Source organism: Megasphaera indica (assembly GCF_046614755.1).
Lineage (GTDB): Bacteria > Bacillota > Negativicutes > Veillonellales > Megasphaeraceae > Megasphaera > Megasphaera intestinihominis.
In genome coordinates this window covers 12,473-28,219 of the sequence record NZ_JBKKJR010000001.1, presented here as the reverse complement: position 1 = coordinate 28,219, position 15,747 = coordinate 12,473, and the positions used below count along the sequence as shown (strand labels likewise).

Genomic DNA, 15,747 nt, shown 5'->3' with positions numbered 1-15,747 from the left:
CGGTTATTACAACTCTATGCGTTTATTTGCAATCGGTGATCTACATTTATCAGGCAATCCCCCCAAAAAGCCCATGGAAGTCTTCGGCAGCCGCTGGAAGAACCATTGGCAGCGCATCGCCGCCGACTGGAAGAGCCGCGTCAGTGACGACGACGTCGTCCTCATCGCCGGCGACACGTCGTGGGCTATGCACCTCAAGGAGGCCCAGGAAGACCTGGACCAGATACGGGCCCTGCCGGGTAAAAAAATCATAATCCGCGGCAACCACGATTACTGGTGGGAAAGTGCCGGCAAGCTGAACCGGATGGACGCCGAGAATAATATGCAGTACCTCTACGGCTCGACAGCCGTCCTAGGCGACAAGGACATCGCCATCTGCGGCACCCACGGCTGGGTCTGCCCAGGCGACATCCACTACCAGGAAGACCGCGACGCCAAGCCCTATCGGCGGGAACTTTTGCGCGTCGAACGGACCTTGCAGGAAGCCGAGGCCCTGCAGTGCAAGCACACCATCCTCCTGCTCCACTACCCGCCGGTCTGCGATCTGACCAAACCCAGCGGCTTTACGGACCTTTTGGAAAAATATCACGTCCCACTCTGCGTCTTCGGCCATCTCCACGGCATGCAGCCTGGGACCATGTTCCCGCGCCGCTACAACGGGACGCTGCTCCAGCTCGTCTCGGCGGACTACCGGGACTGCAAGCTCTTAGAAATCAAATTCGACGGACAGGAGGCCCTGCGATGAGTCAAATAGCCAAAAAACACCTCTTAGCCGGCATCATCTTCGGCGACGCCGAAACGGGTGAATACATCTACCTCCCTGGCGGCGAAGTTGGGACCGACCAGCCGCTCTGCGTCTTTGAACACGACGGTCAAAAAGAAGACGTCGACCTGGACCGGGCCGGCTACCTCGTCGACCACCTGACCCTGAAAAAATGCAGCCACCCCACCTTAGGCAAGCGGTCGTTCTGATGGGAAGAACCCCTCCACCGCTTTCGGCTCCCCTGCGAAGGGGAGCTGGCGCCGCAGGCGTCTGAGGGGTTCTCTTCCAAAAAAGGCTAGTGGTTAGTGGCTAGCCGATGGTTTTAAATTTAAAGTCATCTTCTACAAACTATAAAGCAAATGGGACCTCGCATGATGGCAAAAACCTTCGTGCGAGGTCCCATTTTTTATCCCTTACATCGACGAACGACCTACGATGAACGACGAACTATCTCTTCTTTATGGTGAACCAGAAGGTGACGCCGTCTTTTTCGTTGCGGACGCCATAGGTTTCGCCGTGGAGTTTCACCAGGGCCGCGACGGTCCCCAGACCCAGGCCGTGGCCGCCGAAAACGCGTTTCGGGCTGCGGGCCCGGGATGAATCGATCTTATAGAACGGTTCCCAAATGCGCTGCTGGTACTCTTCGCCGATATGGCTGCCTTCATTGTAGACACAGATGCGGTAGCGCTTCCCCAGGTCATCGGCAAAGACGTGGATATGCCTGCCGACGGGCGTATAGTCGATGGCATTGCTCAGGAAATTGGTCAGAATCGTATCGATCCGTTCCGGGTCGCCATAGACGTTCATTTCAGCTGGCAGTTCCCACTTGGCTAGGATATGCTTATCAGCCAGAGCCTTGGCAAAGCGGGCCTTGCTTTCTTCGGCCAGGGCCGTGAAATCAAAGACCGTCTGTTCCAGTTTGAAAGAGCCCGTTTCCAGACGCGACAAGTTGAGCAGGTCCTTGACGAGTTTATCCATCTTCTGGGTTTCACTGCGGATGACGGCACAGTAGCGCTGCTGCCTTTCCTTGTCGATATCCAGCGTGTCCAGCCCTTCGGCATAGCCCTGGATGATGGCCAGAGGCGTCTTCAGCTCATGGGAAACAGCCGACAGGAAGGACTTGCGCATGTGTTCCACTTCCTTGGCCTTGTCGAGCTGCTTCTGCAATTCCGTATTGGACTGCTGCAGAGCCGTCAGGGCGACGTTGAGCTGGTTGGCCAGCGTATTGATGCTGTCGCCGAGCTCACCGATTTCATCATTGAAATTCCCCTTCCAGCGCTTGGAAAAATCGAGGTGAGCCATGGCGACGGCCAGGTTCTTCAGTTCCAGCAGAGGCTGGGTCATGCGCTGGGTCAGGAGAATCGTGCCGATAATGGCCAGGACCAGCCAGATGAGGCCGCAGACGATGATGAACCGCTGGACGATGTAGATACTCTCCCGCATGGGCGCAACGGACTGGCTGATGATGACATACGTCCCGTCCTGGATGCGGTCGATGAGGTTGAAATGCTCGAAATCGGGCATATCCTTATAGAGTTGGACCTTGCCCAGTATCTCTTCTTCCGGCTGTTTGCCATCGAGCAGATCCCGGAGTTCGGCAATATGCAGGGGCAGGCGGAAGGCCGGCTTGTCAGCAGCCGCTTCATTTTCCTTCCCCTGGACGATGACTTCTTCATCTTTCATATCCTTTTCCACGGGCAGGTGGACTTTCCGACCTGGCCGGGACGAATAGACCAGCTGGCCCTGATCGACGATGAGCACATCCAAGGCATACTGCTGGCTCAGGTCGTCCAGCGAACTTTCATCTGAACCGCCCTCTTTCCGGTAGATATTGCTGATTTTCTGACTCGCTTCGACCATAGCTTCTTTTTTCATGGAATAATAGTAGCGGTCAAAGCCGAAGCCGACGGCAACCATGAGAGTGATAATGAAGAAAATCGTAAAAAAGCCGACATAGAGGCCGGCCTTAAATTTTAACGACCAGCGCCCTTTCCTCATTTGCCATCATAGCGGTAACCGTAGCCGCGGACTGTGCGGATATAGCGGCCTTTATCGCCGAGCTTAATGCGCAGGCGGTTGATGTGCGTGTCGACGGTGCGCAGATCGCCGTAGTAATCGTAGTTCCATACCTGGTTGAGGATCTGGCGGCGGCTCAGGGCCTTGCCGGTATTGCTCATGAGGTAGTTGAGGAGCTTGTATTCCGTCGGGCTCAGGTCGACGTTCTTGCCGTCGAGGACGACCTGGCGGGCATCGCGGTCGATAGCGACGCCGTCGTCGGCTTCATGCGTTTCCTGTTCATTCTGGGAACGGCGCAGGAGGGCCTTGATCTTGGCAACTAAAATCTTCGGGCTGAAGGGCTTGGTGATGTATTCATCGGCGCCGAGGTCATAGGCGAAGAGCTGGTCGATTTCTTCCCCTTTCGCCGTCAGCATCATGATGGGGACCGTCGATTCGCGGCGGATTTCGCGGCAGACCGTCCAGCCGTCATAGCCGGGCATCATGACGTCCAGGAGGATGAGGTCCGGATGTTCTTTGTCATAGATTTCCAGGGCTTCTTTGCCGTCCGATGCTTCCAGGATTTCATAGCCTTCGGGTTTCAAGAAGTCGATAACCAATTGGCGCATGAGCTGTTCATCATCTGCAATGAGTATTTTTTCCATAGTTACTGTCCTTCTTTCTGATAGAGTCTGTATCCGGCAACCGGTCCAGCCAGTCGCCGATTGGCCGGCCGCAAAGGATGAGGTCCGGCGCCAGGTCCCGCAGGGGGACCAGGACGAAAGCCCGCTGTGTTACATAAGGGTGGGGCAAGGTCAGCGTTTCCGTCTGGCACGCCTCGTCCGGGCTGTAGACGAGGTCGATGTCGATAGTCCGGGCGCCCCATTTTTCATGGCGCACGCGGCCCAAACGCCGTTCAATGGCCAGACAGGCATCGAGCAGCTCCTGTCCGGACCCTTCCGTTTCGACAGCCACGGCCCCGTTGATGAAGGCTGGCTGGTCGGTCTTGCCCCAGGGCGGTGTCTCATAAAAAGGCGAAACAGCCGTGACCGTCACGCCCGGCGTATCGGCCAGGAGGCGGACGGCCTGGCGAAGCGTCGCCATGCGGTCACCCAGATTGGCGCCGATGCTGAGATAGAACTTAGCCATGGCGCCGCCTTTCCAGGACGACGGCAGCGTCTTCAAAGGGCCCGCCGATGGGCGCCTGCGGCTTGTGGACGGTCACGGTCAGGGCCTGGACCAGCGGGAACTGGGCCAGGATGCGGTCGGCAATGACCTGGCCCACCCGTTCGATGAGGTCATACGACGGCCCTTCGACGACGGCCTTGACGACGCCATAGACGGCGCTGTAGTCGACGGTCTGCGTCAAGTCGTCGGTCTGGCCGGCCCGTTCCAGGTCCGTTTCCAGTACCAGGTCGATGTGAAAGGGCTGGCCATGGCGTTTTTCTTCAGGCAGACAGCCATGATAGCCATAGAAATGAAGTCCCGTCAGGACGATTTTATCCATCTTTTTCCTCCTCCATGAGCAGTTTCCAGGCCTGATCATAAGCGGCGGTCCCTTCTTTCAGGCAGCCTGACGACGCCGTCGTCACGATATTCGAGTCGATGGCCAGGCGGTCGCGCATGGTCAGGCACAGATGGGTCGCCTGGACGACGATCAGCACGCCTTCCGGGTCGAGGCCGCGGCGGATGGACTGACACAGTTCGTCAGTCATCCGTTCCTGGAGCTGAGGCCGCCGAGCCAGGATATCGACGGCGCGGACGAAATGGCCGAAGCCGGCAATGGTCCCCTTTTTCGGGTAATACGCCACATGGACGGAGCCGAAAAAGGGCAGCAGGTGGTGTTCGCACATGGAGTGGAAGCGGATGTTGCGGACGACGACCAGGCCATCGGTCTGAGTCGCAATGGGATCCTGCCACTCGTCATCGGGATTTTCCTTGAGGCCTGAGAAAAAATCAGCAAAAGCCTGGGCCACGCGGTGCGGCGTCTTTTCCATCCCCAGGGCCTGAAGGTCCAGTCCCAGGGCCTCTAAAAACTGCCGCATCGCAGCCACGGCTCTTTCATTTTCTTCCAACGTAACTAGCTCCTCCTTTATTTATAAAATGAAGTAATACGCAGCGATAAAGATAAGGCCGCCGACGATGATGAAAAAGGGACTGGCATACTGCTGCCAGATACTCTGTACGTGATCGAGATAGATTTCCTGGGGATCCGCCGGGTTATAGCGCAAATCCAGTTCGTCACCGGCCGTATAGTCCCATTCGGCATCGCCAAAGGCGTAACGGGCCTGATAGGTCTGGCCGTCTTTCGTCTGGAAACGGACGACGGGATAATACAAGGTCCCGCTCTTCATCTTCTTTTCTTCAAACCCGATGAGCGTCCCTACAGCGGCGACCTTGCAGCGCCGCGTCATGCCGCGGAATTTCCAGCCGTGATAGGTCCCGACGGCGATGAACAGCACGCCGAGGATGGCCGGGAGATAATAAAAGATATGCAGTAACATAATACCTTCCTTTCTATTCAGGACGAGAAGCGGCGAAGCGGCTCACTTCCCTGCCGATGACAGCCCCGATGACGCCCGTCACGACCTGAGGCCAGCTCATGGCAAACAAGAGCATATGCCGCACAGCCGGCGGAAAGGCGATGCAGGCAAAGAGCAGGTAAAAAGAGCCGTAAAGGATGGCCGCCTTGCCCAGGGCGCCGCCGCAGAAAGCCGGCAGGCCGTACCGCTGCCAGCGCCAGGCCGCCCAGACGTAGAAACTGTTGCCCAAGGCTACGGGAAAAACAAAGGGAAAAAAGGGCAGCATCCCTTCGAGCCAGGCAAAGACGGGCGTACAGGCGGCGACGACCAGGCCGGCCCGGCGGCCGACGGTGAGGACGGCCACGATGAGGCAGGCATTGACCAGGGAGCCGACGACGAACATACTGACCTGCGGCGGTATGGGGATGACCAGGCGCAGGCCCTGCAGGATCAAGGTCACGGCCAGGATGAGCCCGGTACGGGTCACATTTTTTATATCTTCTGTCATAAAGCCTCCCCTGTCCAAGCTGGAAAAATTTGTTATAATAGGATATGTCATTATCCCAATTATCTTTATTGTATCTTTCGAGGTGTCAGATGTCAAAACGATTCATTCATTCCATCAATTATATGCGCGGTCTCTGCATGCTCGGCGTCATCGCCATCCACGTCGGATCCGTCGCTATCGTCAACCCGTCGCCTAATCTGGGACTGGTGGCCATCCTGGAAATCCTGTCCCGCTTTTCCGTACCGGCCTTTTTCTTCCTGTCGGCCTTCGGCATGTTTTACAGCCAGCCCCTGGACCAGCCCTTCGTCTACAAAGACTACCTGCGGCGCCGCCTGCGGACGGTCTTCGTCCCCTACCTGGCCTGGTCCCTGTTCTACATGGTCTACGTATCGGTCATCAGCCACAACTTCAGTGTCTTCCAGCCTTACGCCTTTTTCCGTACCTTATGGTACGGCCTGGCCATGTATCACATTTACTTCCTGGTCATCCTCTTGTGGTTCTACTTCCTCATGCCGTTGTGGCGGCCGCTCCTGCGCTTCATGGACAAGGCGCCGTGGCGCTCTTTTACTATCCTCTTTTTCGCCAACATGGTCTTCAACTTCTATTCCAGCTACATCTGGACGGTCCATTCCGACAATCCCCTCATCCAGGACGCCTTCAACTTCCGCCTGAACTACGTCGTCCTGCACTACCTGTTCATCTTCATGTTTGGTGCCTTTACGGCAGAACACTTCACAGCCGTGACGGACTGGCTGAAACGCCACGGCACGCTGGTCAACGTCTTCCAGGCAGCGACGACAGCGGGTATGCTGGCCGCCTACTACGGCGTCATGCACTACCTGGGCTACGACCCCTTGTCGGCAGTCTTCACTATCCATCAGCTCAGCCCTATCGGCATGGCCTATACCCTGTCGACGATGCTCTTCCTCCTCTACTGGTGGGAATGCCGGCCTGTCCCGCAATGGGTCCACAAGGTCTTCTCCCTCCTGGGCGACTACTCGTATCCCATCTACCTGGTCCATCCCGTCTTCCTCAGTGCCTGCACGGGCCTGGCCGCCCACTGGCACATCTACCTGCGGGCCGTCCACATCATCGCCATCTACATCATCGTCACAGCCTGTGCCGCGGTCTATTCCTGGGCCGTCGTCGAACACAGACTGCCGAAATGGCTCAGTATCTGCGTCAAGGGGAAATGATATCGTATAAAAAAGCTTGTCGCACGACGACAAGCCCTTTTAAGTTGTTAGTGGCTAGCAGTTAGTTGTTAGCGGATGGCTTTAAATTTAAAGGTTTTCTCTGAAAACTACAAACTCCCACACTATTTTTTCTCATCCTTTTCCTTTACTTTGGCCAATACATCATTGGCCATGCGGGCTCTGGCCTTGATGACGGCGTTGCCGTCTTTGATGGATTCCGGATAGAAGCTGCTCTTATACTTATGCTTCTTCGTCTTGGTAATCATCTTTTTCAGCTGGATCGTCTGGTCATCGATGTTATACACATAGGTGCAGTAGTCGGTCGTTTCGCCGGATTGTTCCACCGTCTCAAAGGACAGGATCTGGCGGCCCATATCGTAATAGAGCTTGGCCGAGTTCATGTCGATGGACGTATACTGGTTATATTGCCACATATTATCCGCTGCGAAGACCGATGCCGACAAGGCCAGGGAGAATCCCAGGGCCAAAAGCATTTTTTTCAATTTCACAGGTAACACCCCTTACTTCTGTTGTTTTTAGACTTATTATATCATGAAACAGCCGTAAAAGGTAATAGATTTAGCGATTATCTACCTTTTCAGGATATAAATCGTGCTGGGACAGGCGCTGCCAGGCCACGTCAGCCCAGGGCGTGCCGGGCCGGCCGTAGTTGCAGTACGGATCGATGCTGATGCCGCCGCGGGGCAGGAATTTCCCCCATACTTCGATATATTTCGGGTCCATGGCCCGGATGAGGTCGTCCATGATGATGTTGACGCAGTCTTCATGGAAATCACCGTGATTGCGGAAGCTGAACAGATAGAGTTTCAATGATTTACTTTCTACCATGCGCTCACCAGGGACGTAGGAAATGTAAATCGTCGCATAATCCGGCTGCCCCGTCATCGGGCAGAGGCTGGTGAATTCGGGACAGTTGAACTTGACGAAATAGTCCCGGTCAGGATGCTTGTTGACAAATGTTTCCAACAAAGACGGGTCGTAGTCCTGGGCATACGTCGTGTGCTGATTGCCCAGCTGGGTCACGCCCTGCAGTTCTTCTTTACTTCGGCTCATATCAAAACTCCTTCTTCAAAACATAACGATGGCTCAGGGCCTGGATGAGCAGGACCCCGCAGATGGCCGGCGGCAGCTGACCGACAGCCAGGCTGCTGACCAGGACGGCGTAGGGCAAATCGAGCAGGTACGACAGCCAGGCGCTGACGCAGAGGGCCGGCACCCACCAGATGGGCAGGGCAGCCAGCCATGGACTATACTGACGCCGACGGATCTGGACGATGAGCCATGTCGTGGCCATGCCGACGAAGCAGCCGCCGATCATGTCGATGAAGCCCAGGCCGCCGAAGAGGAAATTGGCAATGAAGTTCGCAAGCCCCAAGGGGACCACCAGGAAAGGATATACAAAGGCCAATGCATAGAGCGACGTGGCGATGCGGATCTGATAGGGGCCAAAGGAAATCCCCTGAGTGACGTACAAGATGACGATGTACAGGGCCATGACCATGGCAGCGACGGTCATGCGTTTCGTATTCGCGAGAAAATTATACATAGGCGTAACCTCCTTCCAAAGAAAAGAAAAAAAGACGGGGTTGCCGAAACAATCCCGTCTGCATTGCAAGATACCATTGTAATGCTTCCTAGTTTTGTTTACCGACAGGATGGATTGCGAACTGTCGTATGCTCTTTTGAGGCCTACCAGATGACGTGGCCTAAGACGTGGTCGATGGGGACCGGGCCGATGAAGCGGCTGTCACTGCTGTGGTTGCGGTTATCACCCATGCAGAAGACATAGCCTTCGGGGATCTTGATTTCCCCTTTGCGGCTGTATTCCATCGGTTCATTGATGTACGGTTCATCTAAAGGCTGGCCGTTGCGCCATACCTTGCCATCATGGAACGCCAGCGTGTCGCCAGGACGGCCGATGACCCGCTTGACCCAGATGTTCTTGGTCTGCAGATCATGATTAAAGAAAGCCATGTAATTGTTCATCGGTTCTGCGACGTCATCTTTCCACGTGCGCGGATACTGGACGCGGCTGTCGATGATGACAATATCTCCATAGTTCGGAACTTCCCCCAGGACGTGATTCCATTTGGATACGATGAGGTATTCCCCGTTGTGCAGGGTCGGCATCATCGATTCACCGGAAACGCGTGTCGGCTGGAAGAAGAAGATATGGATGACCATGGCAATGGCCAACGCGATGATAATGGAATAAATCCATTCGTAAACTTCATGTAGAAACGTATTCACGCTGAAACCTCCTCACTTGCGTACTCGTATATTGTAGCAAACCAGGGGTATAAAAGCAAGGGTCAGAGCAGGTCGCTTTCCCCTACGATTTCAAGGCCTTCTGCGCGTAATAACGCCGCCGTCACGCCGTCGCCAGCCGTCAGGGTCCGTGAAAAAGTGCCATCGTAAATCTGTCCGTGTCCACAAGACGGACTTTTCTCTTTCAAGATGGCCTTCGTGCAATGGAACAGGCGGGCCAAGTACAGGGCCGCTTCGGCACCACGCCGGTATTGCGCCGTCACATCGGTACCGTCTGCCGTGACGACCCGTTCTCCCTGCCGTTCTGCCGGCGGACGCGGTGTCGCCAGGCCGCCGGCCTGTTCCGGACAGACGGGAATCAAATGGATATCATCCCGCCCGAGCAAATCCTGCACCTGCGGATAAACCTTCGTCTGACCATCATAGCGGCAGTACTGGCCGAGCAGGCAGGCACTGATTAGAACGTTCATAATTTCACCTCAATCCATCTTCTCCAAACTACAAACTGCAAACTTCAAACATTGAAAAAAAAAGCGCCGCGCAGAAAGATGAAAAATCTTTATGCAACGGCGGCCTTCTTCAACATCGTTAACCTAGAGGAGAGCCGATGTGCAGCCATCGGACTATCTCTGTTTTTAGTATAACGTGAAATCCTAAAAAAGGCAAGCACATCGGCTCCCCTAAATATATTGAAAAACAAGCTATACCATATTATAATACAGGTTGCAACACGAATTTCAACCTATCCATCTATCGTCAAAGGAGTGTTCACACCATGGAACAAAAGAAGACGCGCAACACAGCTGACTTTCTCGTCGAATGTCTGGAAGAAGAAGGCGTCCATTATATTTTTGGTATTCCCGGCGAAGAAAACCTCGCCGTCATGGATGCCCTGGAACATTCAAAGATTGAATTCATCACAGTCCGCCACGAACAGGGCGCAGCCTTCATGGCCGACGTCTATGGCCGTCTGACCGGCAAAGCCGGTGTCTGCATGGCCACCCTCGGCCCGGGTGCTACCAACCTGATCACCGGCGTCGCCGATGCCGACTGCGACGGGGCCCCGCTGGTCGCCATTTCCGGTCAGGTCGGCACCGATAAAATGCACATCACGGCCCATCAGTACCTCGACCTGCGGGCCATGTTCGAACCAATCACCCGCCGGGCCTATACCGTCGTCCGTCCGGACACGATGGCTGAAATCACCCGCCTGGCCTTCAAATATGCCGAACGGGAAAAACCGGGCGCTACCTTCATCGACCTGCCGGTCAACATCAGCAAGATGCCCGTCGCCGACGATGAAAAACCGTTGCAGCATAAGAGCATCCTGCCGGAAACAGCCCTGGAATCGCAAATCGAAGCAGCGGCTTCCATGATTTCCTATGCCAAGAACCCGGTCATCCTGGCCGGCAGCGGCGTCATCCGCAGCAAAGCGGCCAAACAGCTCACGGCCTTTGCGGAAAAACTGAAGCTCCCTGTCATCAACACGATGATGGCCAAAGGTGCCATTCCCTTTGACAACAAATATTCCATGTGGACCGTCGGCATCCCTATGGACGATTACCAGACGAAAATGCTGGAAAAGGCCAGCCTGGTCATCGCCGTCGGCTATGACATCATCGAATACGCCCCGGCCAAATGGCATCTGACCAATGCCGACATCATCCACATCGACACCATGCCGGCCGATATCAACAAGAACTATCAGCCCGAAGTCGAAGTCGTCGGCAACATCCCCAACTCGCTGGAACGCATCATGGCCAAAGCCGCCCGCCTGGCTGAACCGAAACAGTTCCTGGATATCCGCCAGAAGATGGTCGACGAACACGAAAGCTACGCCCACGATATGTCCTTCCCGGTCAAGCCGCAGAAAGCCCTCATCGACTGCCGCCGCGTCATGGGCAAAGACGACATCGTCATTTCCGACGTCGGTGCCAACAAAGTCTGGATTGCCCGCCATTACAACTGCTACGAACCGAATACGTGCCTCATCTCCAACGGCTTCGCCACCATGGGCATCGCCGTTCCCGGCGCCATCTCGGCCAAACTCGTCCATCCGGACAAGAAAGTACTGGCCATCACCGGCGACGCCGGCTTCCTGATGAACGTCCAGGAATTTGAAACGGCCTACCGCCTGGGCACGAACTTCATCACCCTCATCTTCAGCGACTGCAGCTATGGCCTGATCAAATGGAAACAGGACATGCAGTACGGCCATCACCAGTACGTCGACTTCACCAACCCGGACTTCGTGAAACTGGCCGAAAGCTTCCACGCCATCGGCTACCGCATCACCAAGACCGAAGACCTCCTGCCGACCCTGAAAAAAGCCTTCCAGCAGAACAAACCAGTCATCATCGACTGCCCCATCGACTACGATGAAAACATGAAACTCACAGAACATCTGGAAGAACTGATGAAAACGTTATAAGAAAAAGGCGCTGTCCCATAAAGACAGCGCCTTTTTCTTACAAACTATTTCTTAGGCATCTTTTCTGCGTTTTTCAACATATCCGTGACGGCGCTGATGATGTCGTCATCGCCTTCTTTGGCGATGTTGCCCAGGATGGCGGCGACTTCCATCGTATCGCCGTGCTGCCAGGCCAGGCAATGGATGGTTTCCGTGAAGGGATTGCCGTTGATGACCAGGGATTTGGCGATGGTCCATTCATAAAAGAGATGGCCATTGGTCTTTTTCGCCGTCACCGGCGAGACGACGCGGAAGCCCTCTGGAAGGCGTCCCGGCATATTCTGGTTCAGCCGGTTCATGAGGATGCGCATATCCGGCCGGCTGCCGATATCGCGGAGATAAGAGTTTTCCCGGTTCTCCCCATAGACGGCCGCCTTGACGTCCCAGATGGTCGCCGTATAATGCAGCAGATAGGCATACTGGAAATCGGCATCGTCCTTCTTGACGACCTGATACGTTTCCGGCTGGATAGGAAAAATTCGTTCAAACAGGGCGATGACATCATTGCCTTCATCAGCAGCCGTCAGCATGGGCTGCCGCCCGGACTGCATGTAGATATCATCGGGGACCGTGATGACGCCCCAGTTGGGGAACTTCGACAGCGTCCCTTTATCCTTGGCCAGGGCGGCCGTCCCCATCGCCAAGACAGCGGCTGCCACCAGCACGATTGCTTTAATTTTCATGGTTTCACTCCTCGTTTTTCTTACACAATGACACGTCCATTGTATCTCATGACGCTTTGTCTGTCAAAAAAGAGGAAAGTATGATATGATATAGTTATGTAAATCGCCTCAATCTATACGGTTCAGGCATATTCCCATTTTTTTAGGAGGTTATACCACTATGGAATTCAACATCAAAGCCAACTCGACAGCAGAAGTTTCTGAAAAATGCACGGAAAACAATACGGCCATCAAATTGGGTAGCGGCAAATCCCCGGTTTACGCAACGCCGGCCCTGGTAGCTCTCATGGAAAACGCAGCCATCAACGCCTGCGACCCTCAGCTCCCGGAAGGCTATAACACCGTCGGCATCGCCATGAACGTCAAACACGTCGCCGCTACGCCTATCGGCCTGACCGTCACGGCCAAAGCCACCCTGGTAGAACAGGACCGCAAAAAACTGACCTTCAAAATCGAAGCCCACGACGAAGCCGGCCTCGTAGGCGAAGCCACCCACGACCGCTTCATCATCGAATCGGCACCGTTCCTCGCCAAAGCCGAAGCCAAAAAAGCTGCAGCAAAGTAGTGGCTAGTGGCTCGTAGGGGTTGTCCTGTCAAGGCGGCCCGCCGACGCGTTTAAGCTGTTAGCAGCTAGGGATTAGCAGTTAGCGGAGGGCTTTTAAATTTTTGCTCCCCCCACATCAAACTTGCAACTGCAAGCTCAAAAAAGGGATTGTCGCACATGCGACAATCCCTTTTAAATTGTTAGTGGCTAGCCACTTTTTTTTGCGGCCTGCGGAACGCCCTTTGGGCGTCCCCTACGAGCCACGAACAACGAGCCACTATTTCACAATAACAGCCAGTACGTCGCCGGTCTTTACGTTATCGCCGGGGTTGACGCGGATTTCGTGGAGCGTTCCGTCTGCCGTCGCCGTGATGTCGTTCTGCATCTTCATGGCTTCCAGGACGAGGATGATGTCGCCTCGTTTGACGGCTTTGCCGGCTTCAGCTTTGAGGGCCGAAATCTTGCCCGGCATGGGAGCCTTGACGGTGATGGCACCTTCCGGGATCGGGCCGCCTACGGCGGGAGCCGGAGTGGCAGCCGGAGCCGTTGCGGGAGCTGCGGGAGCTGCCGGAGCTGCTTGGGCCGGTGCGGCTGCAGCCTGCGGAGCCGGAGCCGCTGCCGGAGCGCCTCCCCTTTCTTCGACTTCTACTTCATATGCTTTTCCATTGACGGTAACCTTGAATTTTTTCATATATAATCCTCCTGGATTTAAATATTCACTTCATTAACGACTCATACCACCCAGGCGGGCTGCCATAGCCCAGTTTTCCCGATGGCGTTTATAACTGCGTTTCTGCGGACGAATAGAACGGATTGCCGACGGCGGATAGCCATAGGCGGCAACAGCGGCCATGATGACGGCGACGACTTCATCGTCTAGGCCATCTTGAGAACCTTGGGGGGCCGTTTCTTTTACGACAGCCATCGGCCGGGCTGCGACGACAGCTGGCTGGCGCTGGCCGACAGGAACGACGGGATGCGTCAACTCCGGTTTTTCCTCTTCTTCCGGTTCCGGCGGGACCGTTTTTTCCGCCTTGACAGCGTCCTTCAAATCCTGTACAGCTTCGGCCAGTTCCTTGACGCTCTGCTGGAAGTCGGCAACGTCCTTCATCTTGTCTTCCAGGGCGCGGAAGCGGGTATTATAGTACCGGCTCAGGACCAATGTCATGGCGACCAGCAGGATGATGACGGCAAATTGAATTTCTATCATACAGCAGCCTCCTTATAACGGCATGTTGCCGTGTTTCTTCGACGGCCGTTCTTCCCGCTTGCTGTAAAGCATAGCCAGGGCGCTGATGATGCGCGGACGCGTTTCCTTCGGTTCGATGACGCAATCGATCTGGCCGTGTTCGGCTGCTTTATAGGGCGTCGAAAATTCATTGATATATTCCTGTTTCTTCTTTTCCTTTTCCGGGTCGTGCTTGAAGATGATATTGGCTGCGCCATCGGGACCCATGACGGCGATTTCTGCCGACGGCCAGGCCATGACCATGTCGGCGCCGAGCTGGCGGCAGCACATGGCGATATAGGCACCACCGTAGGCCTTGCGGGTGACGACGGTGATTTTGGGGACCGTCGCTTCGCAGTAAGCATAGAGCATCTTGGCACCGTGGCGGATGATGCCGCCGTATTCCTGAGTCGTCCCAGGCAGGAAGCCCGGTACATCGACGAAGGTGACGACAGGGATATTAAAGCTGTCGCAGAAGCGGATGAAACGAGCCGCCTTGTCCGATGCGTTGATATCCAGGCAGCCGGCAAGGAATTTCGGCTGGTTGGCGATGATACCGACGGTCTGGCCGTCAAAGCGGGCGAAGCAGGTGATGATATTGAGGGCATAGTTTTCCAGGACCTGGAAGACATTGCCGTCGTCGACGCAGGATTTGATGACGTCGAGCATATCGTAAGGCATGCTGCTGTCGTCGGGGATGACCGAATTGAGGCTTTCGTCTTCGCGGTTCGGGTCATCGTCCGATTCGACGACCGGCGCTTCTTCCATATTGTTGCTGGGCAGGAAGTCGAGGAGGGCCTTGATTTTTTCGATGCAGTCGTCTTCATTTTCACAGGCAAAGTGAGCCACGCCGGAAATAGAGCTGTGCGTCATGGCGCCGCCCAATTCTTCGGCTGTCACTTCTTCGGCCGTAACCGACTTGATGACGGCCGGGCCCGTGAGGAACATGTCCGACGTATTCTTGACCATGAAGACGAAGTCCATCAGGGCCGGGCTGTATACGGCACCGCCGGCGCAGGGTCCCATAATGACGGCGATCTGCGGGATGACGCCCGATGCGGCCGTATTATTCATGAAGATGCGGCCAAAACCGGACAAAGCATCGACACCTTCCTGGATGCGGGCACCGCCGGAATCATTGATGCCGATGACAGGGGCTCCCATCTTCAGAGCCATTTCCTGCATCTGGGCGATCTTATGAGCGTGCATTTCGCCGAGCGAACCGCCTTCGACCGTAAAATCTTCGGCATAAGCGAAGACCAAACGGCCGCGGACCGTGCCATAGCCGGTAACGACGCCGTCGCCGGGGATTTCCTTTTCCTGCATGTTGAAATTCATGCAGCGATGATGGATGAACTGCCCCATTTCCGTGAAGCTGCCTTCATCAAATAACTTAGCCAGCCGTTCGCGGGCTGTCATCTTGCCTTTTTTATGTTGCGAATCAATTCGCTTCTGACCGCCGCCCATCTCGATTTTCGCGAGCTTTTCATGGAGCTGGTCAATCTTTTCCTGAACTGTAGCCATTCTTATACCTCCAGTACCAAAGTAT

Annotated in this window: 21 protein-coding genes; 5 read left to right on the top strand and 16 right to left on the bottom strand. The window is 55.2% G+C overall.

Features of this window, described 5'->3' with window-relative positions:
- Positions 1 to 16: 16 nt before the first annotated feature.
- Both ACFCTO_RS00180 and ACFCTO_RS00175 read left to right on the top strand, forming a co-directional pair.
- On the top strand, positions 17 to 745 hold the full coding sequence (locus tag ACFCTO_RS00180) for a metallophosphoesterase (RefSeq protein ID WP_020310544.1): 729 nt from the start codon (positions 17 to 19) through the stop codon (positions 743 to 745).
- Complete coding sequence (locus ACFCTO_RS00175; RefSeq protein WP_292261551.1) at positions 742 to 972, top strand: hypothetical protein; 231 nt, start codon at positions 742 to 744, stop codon at positions 970 to 972. The genes ACFCTO_RS00180 and ACFCTO_RS00175 overlap by 4 nt, the downstream gene beginning before the upstream one ends.
- A gap of 238 nt (positions 973 to 1,210) precedes the next feature.
- Here the strand turns inward: ACFCTO_RS00175 and ACFCTO_RS00170 are convergent, their stop codons facing one another.
- Genes ACFCTO_RS00170 through ACFCTO_RS00140 form a run of 7 tightly spaced genes read right to left on the bottom strand, consistent with a single transcriptional unit; the run spans position 1,211 to position 5,788 of the window.
- A complete protein-coding gene (locus tag ACFCTO_RS00170) occupies positions 1,211 to 2,761 on the bottom strand; it encodes a sensor histidine kinase (RefSeq protein WP_292261464.1) in 1,551 nt (516 codons plus the stop codon).
- A complete protein-coding gene (locus tag ACFCTO_RS00165; RefSeq protein ID WP_292261465.1) occupies positions 2,758 to 3,423 on the bottom strand; it encodes a response regulator transcription factor in 666 nt (221 codons plus the stop codon). The genes ACFCTO_RS00170 and ACFCTO_RS00165 overlap by 4 nt, the downstream gene beginning before the upstream one ends.
- Positions 3,398 to 3,907 (bottom strand): 2-amino-4-hydroxy-6-hydroxymethyldihydropteridine diphosphokinase, encoded by a 510-nt coding sequence (folK, locus tag ACFCTO_RS00160; RefSeq protein ID WP_292261467.1) that lies wholly within the window; start codon positions 3,905 to 3,907, stop codon positions 3,398 to 3,400. The genes ACFCTO_RS00165 and folK overlap by 26 nt, the downstream gene beginning before the upstream one ends.
- Complete coding sequence (gene folB, locus ACFCTO_RS00155; RefSeq protein WP_020310549.1) at positions 3,900 to 4,265, bottom strand: dihydroneopterin aldolase; 366 nt, start codon at positions 4,263 to 4,265, stop codon at positions 3,900 to 3,902. Before folB ends, folK begins: the two co-directional genes overlap by 8 nt.
- A complete protein-coding gene (folE, locus tag ACFCTO_RS00150) occupies positions 4,258 to 4,833 on the bottom strand; it encodes a GTP cyclohydrolase I (protein ID WP_020310550.1) in 576 nt (191 codons plus the stop codon). Before folE ends, folB begins: the two co-directional genes overlap by 8 nt.
- Before the next feature lie 21 nt (positions 4,834 to 4,854).
- Positions 4,855 to 5,262, bottom strand: a complete 408-nt coding sequence (locus tag ACFCTO_RS00145) for a DUF3592 domain-containing protein (protein ID WP_499876148.1) — start codon at positions 5,260 to 5,262, stop codon at positions 4,855 to 4,857.
- 13 nt (positions 5,263 to 5,275) lie between these two features.
- Positions 5,276 to 5,788, bottom strand: coding sequence for an ECF transporter S component (locus ACFCTO_RS00140; RefSeq protein WP_020310552.1), 513 nt, complete (start codon positions 5,786 to 5,788; stop codon positions 5,276 to 5,278).
- Between the two features lie 89 nt (positions 5,789 to 5,877).
- Between ACFCTO_RS00140 and ACFCTO_RS00135 the strand changes: the two genes are divergently transcribed.
- Positions 5,878 to 6,984: an acyltransferase gene (locus ACFCTO_RS00135; protein ID WP_499876147.1), complete on the top strand. Its 1,107-nt coding sequence runs from the start codon at positions 5,878 to 5,880 to the stop codon at positions 6,982 to 6,984.
- A 122-nt stretch (positions 6,985 to 7,106) separates the two neighbouring features.
- On the opposite strand, the gene ACFCTO_RS00130 is transcribed toward ACFCTO_RS00135, so the two are convergent.
- The 5 genes from ACFCTO_RS00130 to ACFCTO_RS00110 form a co-directional block, all read right to left on the bottom strand.
- Positions 7,107 to 7,493 carry a hypothetical protein gene (locus tag ACFCTO_RS00130; protein WP_292261474.1) on the bottom strand — a complete coding sequence of 129 codons (387 nt, stop codon included), beginning with the start codon at positions 7,491 to 7,493 and terminating at the stop codon, positions 7,107 to 7,109.
- A gap of 70 nt (positions 7,494 to 7,563) precedes the next feature.
- Positions 7,564 to 8,058 carry a preQ(1) synthase gene (queF, locus tag ACFCTO_RS00125; RefSeq protein WP_298588285.1) on the bottom strand — a complete coding sequence of 165 codons (495 nt, stop codon included), beginning with the start codon at positions 8,056 to 8,058 and terminating at the stop codon, positions 7,564 to 7,566.
- Position 8,059: 1 nt separating this feature from the next.
- Positions 8,060 to 8,551: a QueT transporter family protein gene (locus ACFCTO_RS00120; protein ID WP_481325248.1), complete on the bottom strand. Its 492-nt coding sequence runs from the start codon at positions 8,549 to 8,551 to the stop codon at positions 8,060 to 8,062.
- 143 nt (positions 8,552 to 8,694) lie between these two features.
- Positions 8,695 to 9,255, bottom strand: a complete 561-nt coding sequence (gene lepB, locus ACFCTO_RS00115; RefSeq protein ID WP_020310557.1) for a signal peptidase I — start codon at positions 9,253 to 9,255, stop codon at positions 8,695 to 8,697.
- 62 nt (positions 9,256 to 9,317) lie between these two features.
- Positions 9,318 to 9,743: a 2-thiouracil desulfurase family protein gene (locus ACFCTO_RS00110; protein ID WP_292261478.1), complete on the bottom strand. Its 426-nt coding sequence runs from the start codon at positions 9,741 to 9,743 to the stop codon at positions 9,318 to 9,320.
- Between the two features lie 305 nt (positions 9,744 to 10,048).
- Between ACFCTO_RS00110 and ACFCTO_RS00105 the strand changes: the two genes are divergently transcribed.
- Positions 10,049 to 11,704: an acetolactate synthase large subunit gene (locus ACFCTO_RS00105; protein WP_499876146.1), complete on the top strand. Its 1,656-nt coding sequence runs from the start codon at positions 10,049 to 10,051 to the stop codon at positions 11,702 to 11,704.
- Positions 11,705 to 11,748: 44 nt separating this feature from the next.
- Here ACFCTO_RS00105 and ACFCTO_RS00100 read toward each other — a convergent pair whose 3' ends face one another.
- Positions 11,749 to 12,426, bottom strand: a complete 678-nt coding sequence (locus tag ACFCTO_RS00100) for a hypothetical protein (protein ID WP_292261483.1) — start codon at positions 12,424 to 12,426, stop codon at positions 11,749 to 11,751.
- Between the two features lie 160 nt (positions 12,427 to 12,586).
- Between ACFCTO_RS00100 and ACFCTO_RS00095 the strand changes: the two genes are divergently transcribed.
- Positions 12,587 to 12,991: a thioesterase family protein gene (locus ACFCTO_RS00095; RefSeq protein WP_014016087.1), complete on the top strand. Its 405-nt coding sequence runs from the start codon at positions 12,587 to 12,589 to the stop codon at positions 12,989 to 12,991.
- A gap of 256 nt (positions 12,992 to 13,247) precedes the next feature.
- On the opposite strand, the gene ACFCTO_RS00090 is transcribed toward ACFCTO_RS00095, so the two are convergent.
- Genes ACFCTO_RS00090 through mmdA form a run of 3 tightly spaced genes read right to left on the bottom strand, consistent with a single transcriptional unit; the run spans position 13,248 to position 15,722 of the window.
- Complete coding sequence (locus ACFCTO_RS00090; protein ID WP_499876145.1) at positions 13,248 to 13,661, bottom strand: biotin/lipoyl-containing protein; 414 nt, start codon at positions 13,659 to 13,661, stop codon at positions 13,248 to 13,250.
- A 33-nt stretch (positions 13,662 to 13,694) separates the two neighbouring features.
- Positions 13,695 to 14,180 (bottom strand): hypothetical protein, encoded by a 486-nt coding sequence (locus ACFCTO_RS00085; protein WP_499876144.1) that lies wholly within the window; start codon positions 14,178 to 14,180, stop codon positions 13,695 to 13,697.
- Positions 14,181 to 14,192: 12 nt separating this feature from the next.
- The gene (gene mmdA / locus ACFCTO_RS00080; RefSeq protein ID WP_020310565.1) at positions 14,193 to 15,722 is read right to left on the bottom strand and encodes a methylmalonyl-CoA decarboxylase subunit alpha; all 1,530 of its coding nucleotides are present in this window, start codon (positions 15,720 to 15,722) and stop codon (positions 14,193 to 14,195) included.
- Positions 15,723 to 15,747: the final 25 nt, after the last annotated feature.

What these genes read in the sequence shown, in the direction of transcription:
- queF (WP_298588285.1), bottom strand. Translation starts at nt 8,058, where the DNA reads ATGAGCCGAAGTAAAGAAGAACTGCAGGGCGTGACCCAGCTGGGCAAT.
- ACFCTO_RS00085 (WP_499876144.1), bottom strand. Translation starts at nt 14,180, where the DNA reads ATGATAGAAATTCAATTTGCCGTCATCATCCTGCTGGTCGCCATGACA.
- ACFCTO_RS00175 (WP_292261551.1), top strand. Translation starts at nt 742, where the DNA reads ATGAGTCAAATAGCCAAAAAACACCTCTTAGCCGGCATCATCTTCGGC.
- ACFCTO_RS00105 (WP_499876146.1), top strand. Translation starts at nt 10,049, where the DNA reads ATGGAACAAAAGAAGACGCGCAACACAGCTGACTTTCTCGTCGAATGT.
- ACFCTO_RS00095 (WP_014016087.1), top strand. Translation starts at nt 12,587, where the DNA reads ATGGAATTCAACATCAAAGCCAACTCGACAGCAGAAGTTTCTGAAAAA.
- folK (WP_292261467.1), bottom strand. Translation starts at nt 3,907, where the DNA reads ATGGCTAAGTTCTATCTCAGCATCGGCGCCAATCTGGGTGACCGCATG.
- ACFCTO_RS00135 (WP_499876147.1), top strand. Translation starts at nt 5,878, where the DNA reads ATGTCAAAACGATTCATTCATTCCATCAATTATATGCGCGGTCTCTGC.
- ACFCTO_RS00180 (WP_020310544.1), top strand. Translation starts at nt 17, where the DNA reads ATGCGTTTATTTGCAATCGGTGATCTACATTTATCAGGCAATCCCCCC.
- ACFCTO_RS00110 (WP_292261478.1), bottom strand. Translation starts at nt 9,743, where the DNA reads ATGAACGTTCTAATCAGTGCCTGCCTGCTCGGCCAGTACTGCCGCTAT.
- ACFCTO_RS00100 (WP_292261483.1), bottom strand. Translation starts at nt 12,426, where the DNA reads ATGAAAATTAAAGCAATCGTGCTGGTGGCAGCCGCTGTCTTGGCGATG.
- ACFCTO_RS00120 (WP_481325248.1), bottom strand. Translation starts at nt 8,551, where the DNA reads ATGTATAATTTTCTCGCGAATACGAAACGCATGACCGTCGCTGCCATG.
- ACFCTO_RS00170 (WP_292261464.1), bottom strand. Translation starts at nt 2,761, where the DNA reads ATGAGGAAAGGGCGCTGGTCGTTAAAATTTAAGGCCGGCCTCTATGTC.
- ACFCTO_RS00145 (WP_499876148.1), bottom strand. Translation starts at nt 5,262, where the DNA reads ATGTTACTGCATATCTTTTATTATCTCCCGGCCATCCTCGGCGTGCTG.
- ACFCTO_RS00140 (WP_020310552.1), bottom strand. Translation starts at nt 5,788, where the DNA reads ATGACAGAAGATATAAAAAATGTGACCCGTACCGGGCTCATCCTGGCC.
- mmdA (WP_020310565.1), bottom strand. Translation starts at nt 15,722, where the DNA reads ATGGCTACAGTTCAGGAAAAGATTGACCAGCTCCATGAAAAGCTCGCG.
- ACFCTO_RS00090 (WP_499876145.1), bottom strand. Translation starts at nt 13,661, where the DNA reads ATGAAAAAATTCAAGGTTACCGTCAATGGAAAAGCATATGAAGTAGAA.
- ACFCTO_RS00165 (WP_292261465.1), bottom strand. Translation starts at nt 3,423, where the DNA reads ATGGAAAAAATACTCATTGCAGATGATGAACAGCTCATGCGCCAATTG.
- folB (WP_020310549.1), bottom strand. Translation starts at nt 4,265, where the DNA reads ATGGATAAAATCGTCCTGACGGGACTTCATTTCTATGGCTATCATGGC.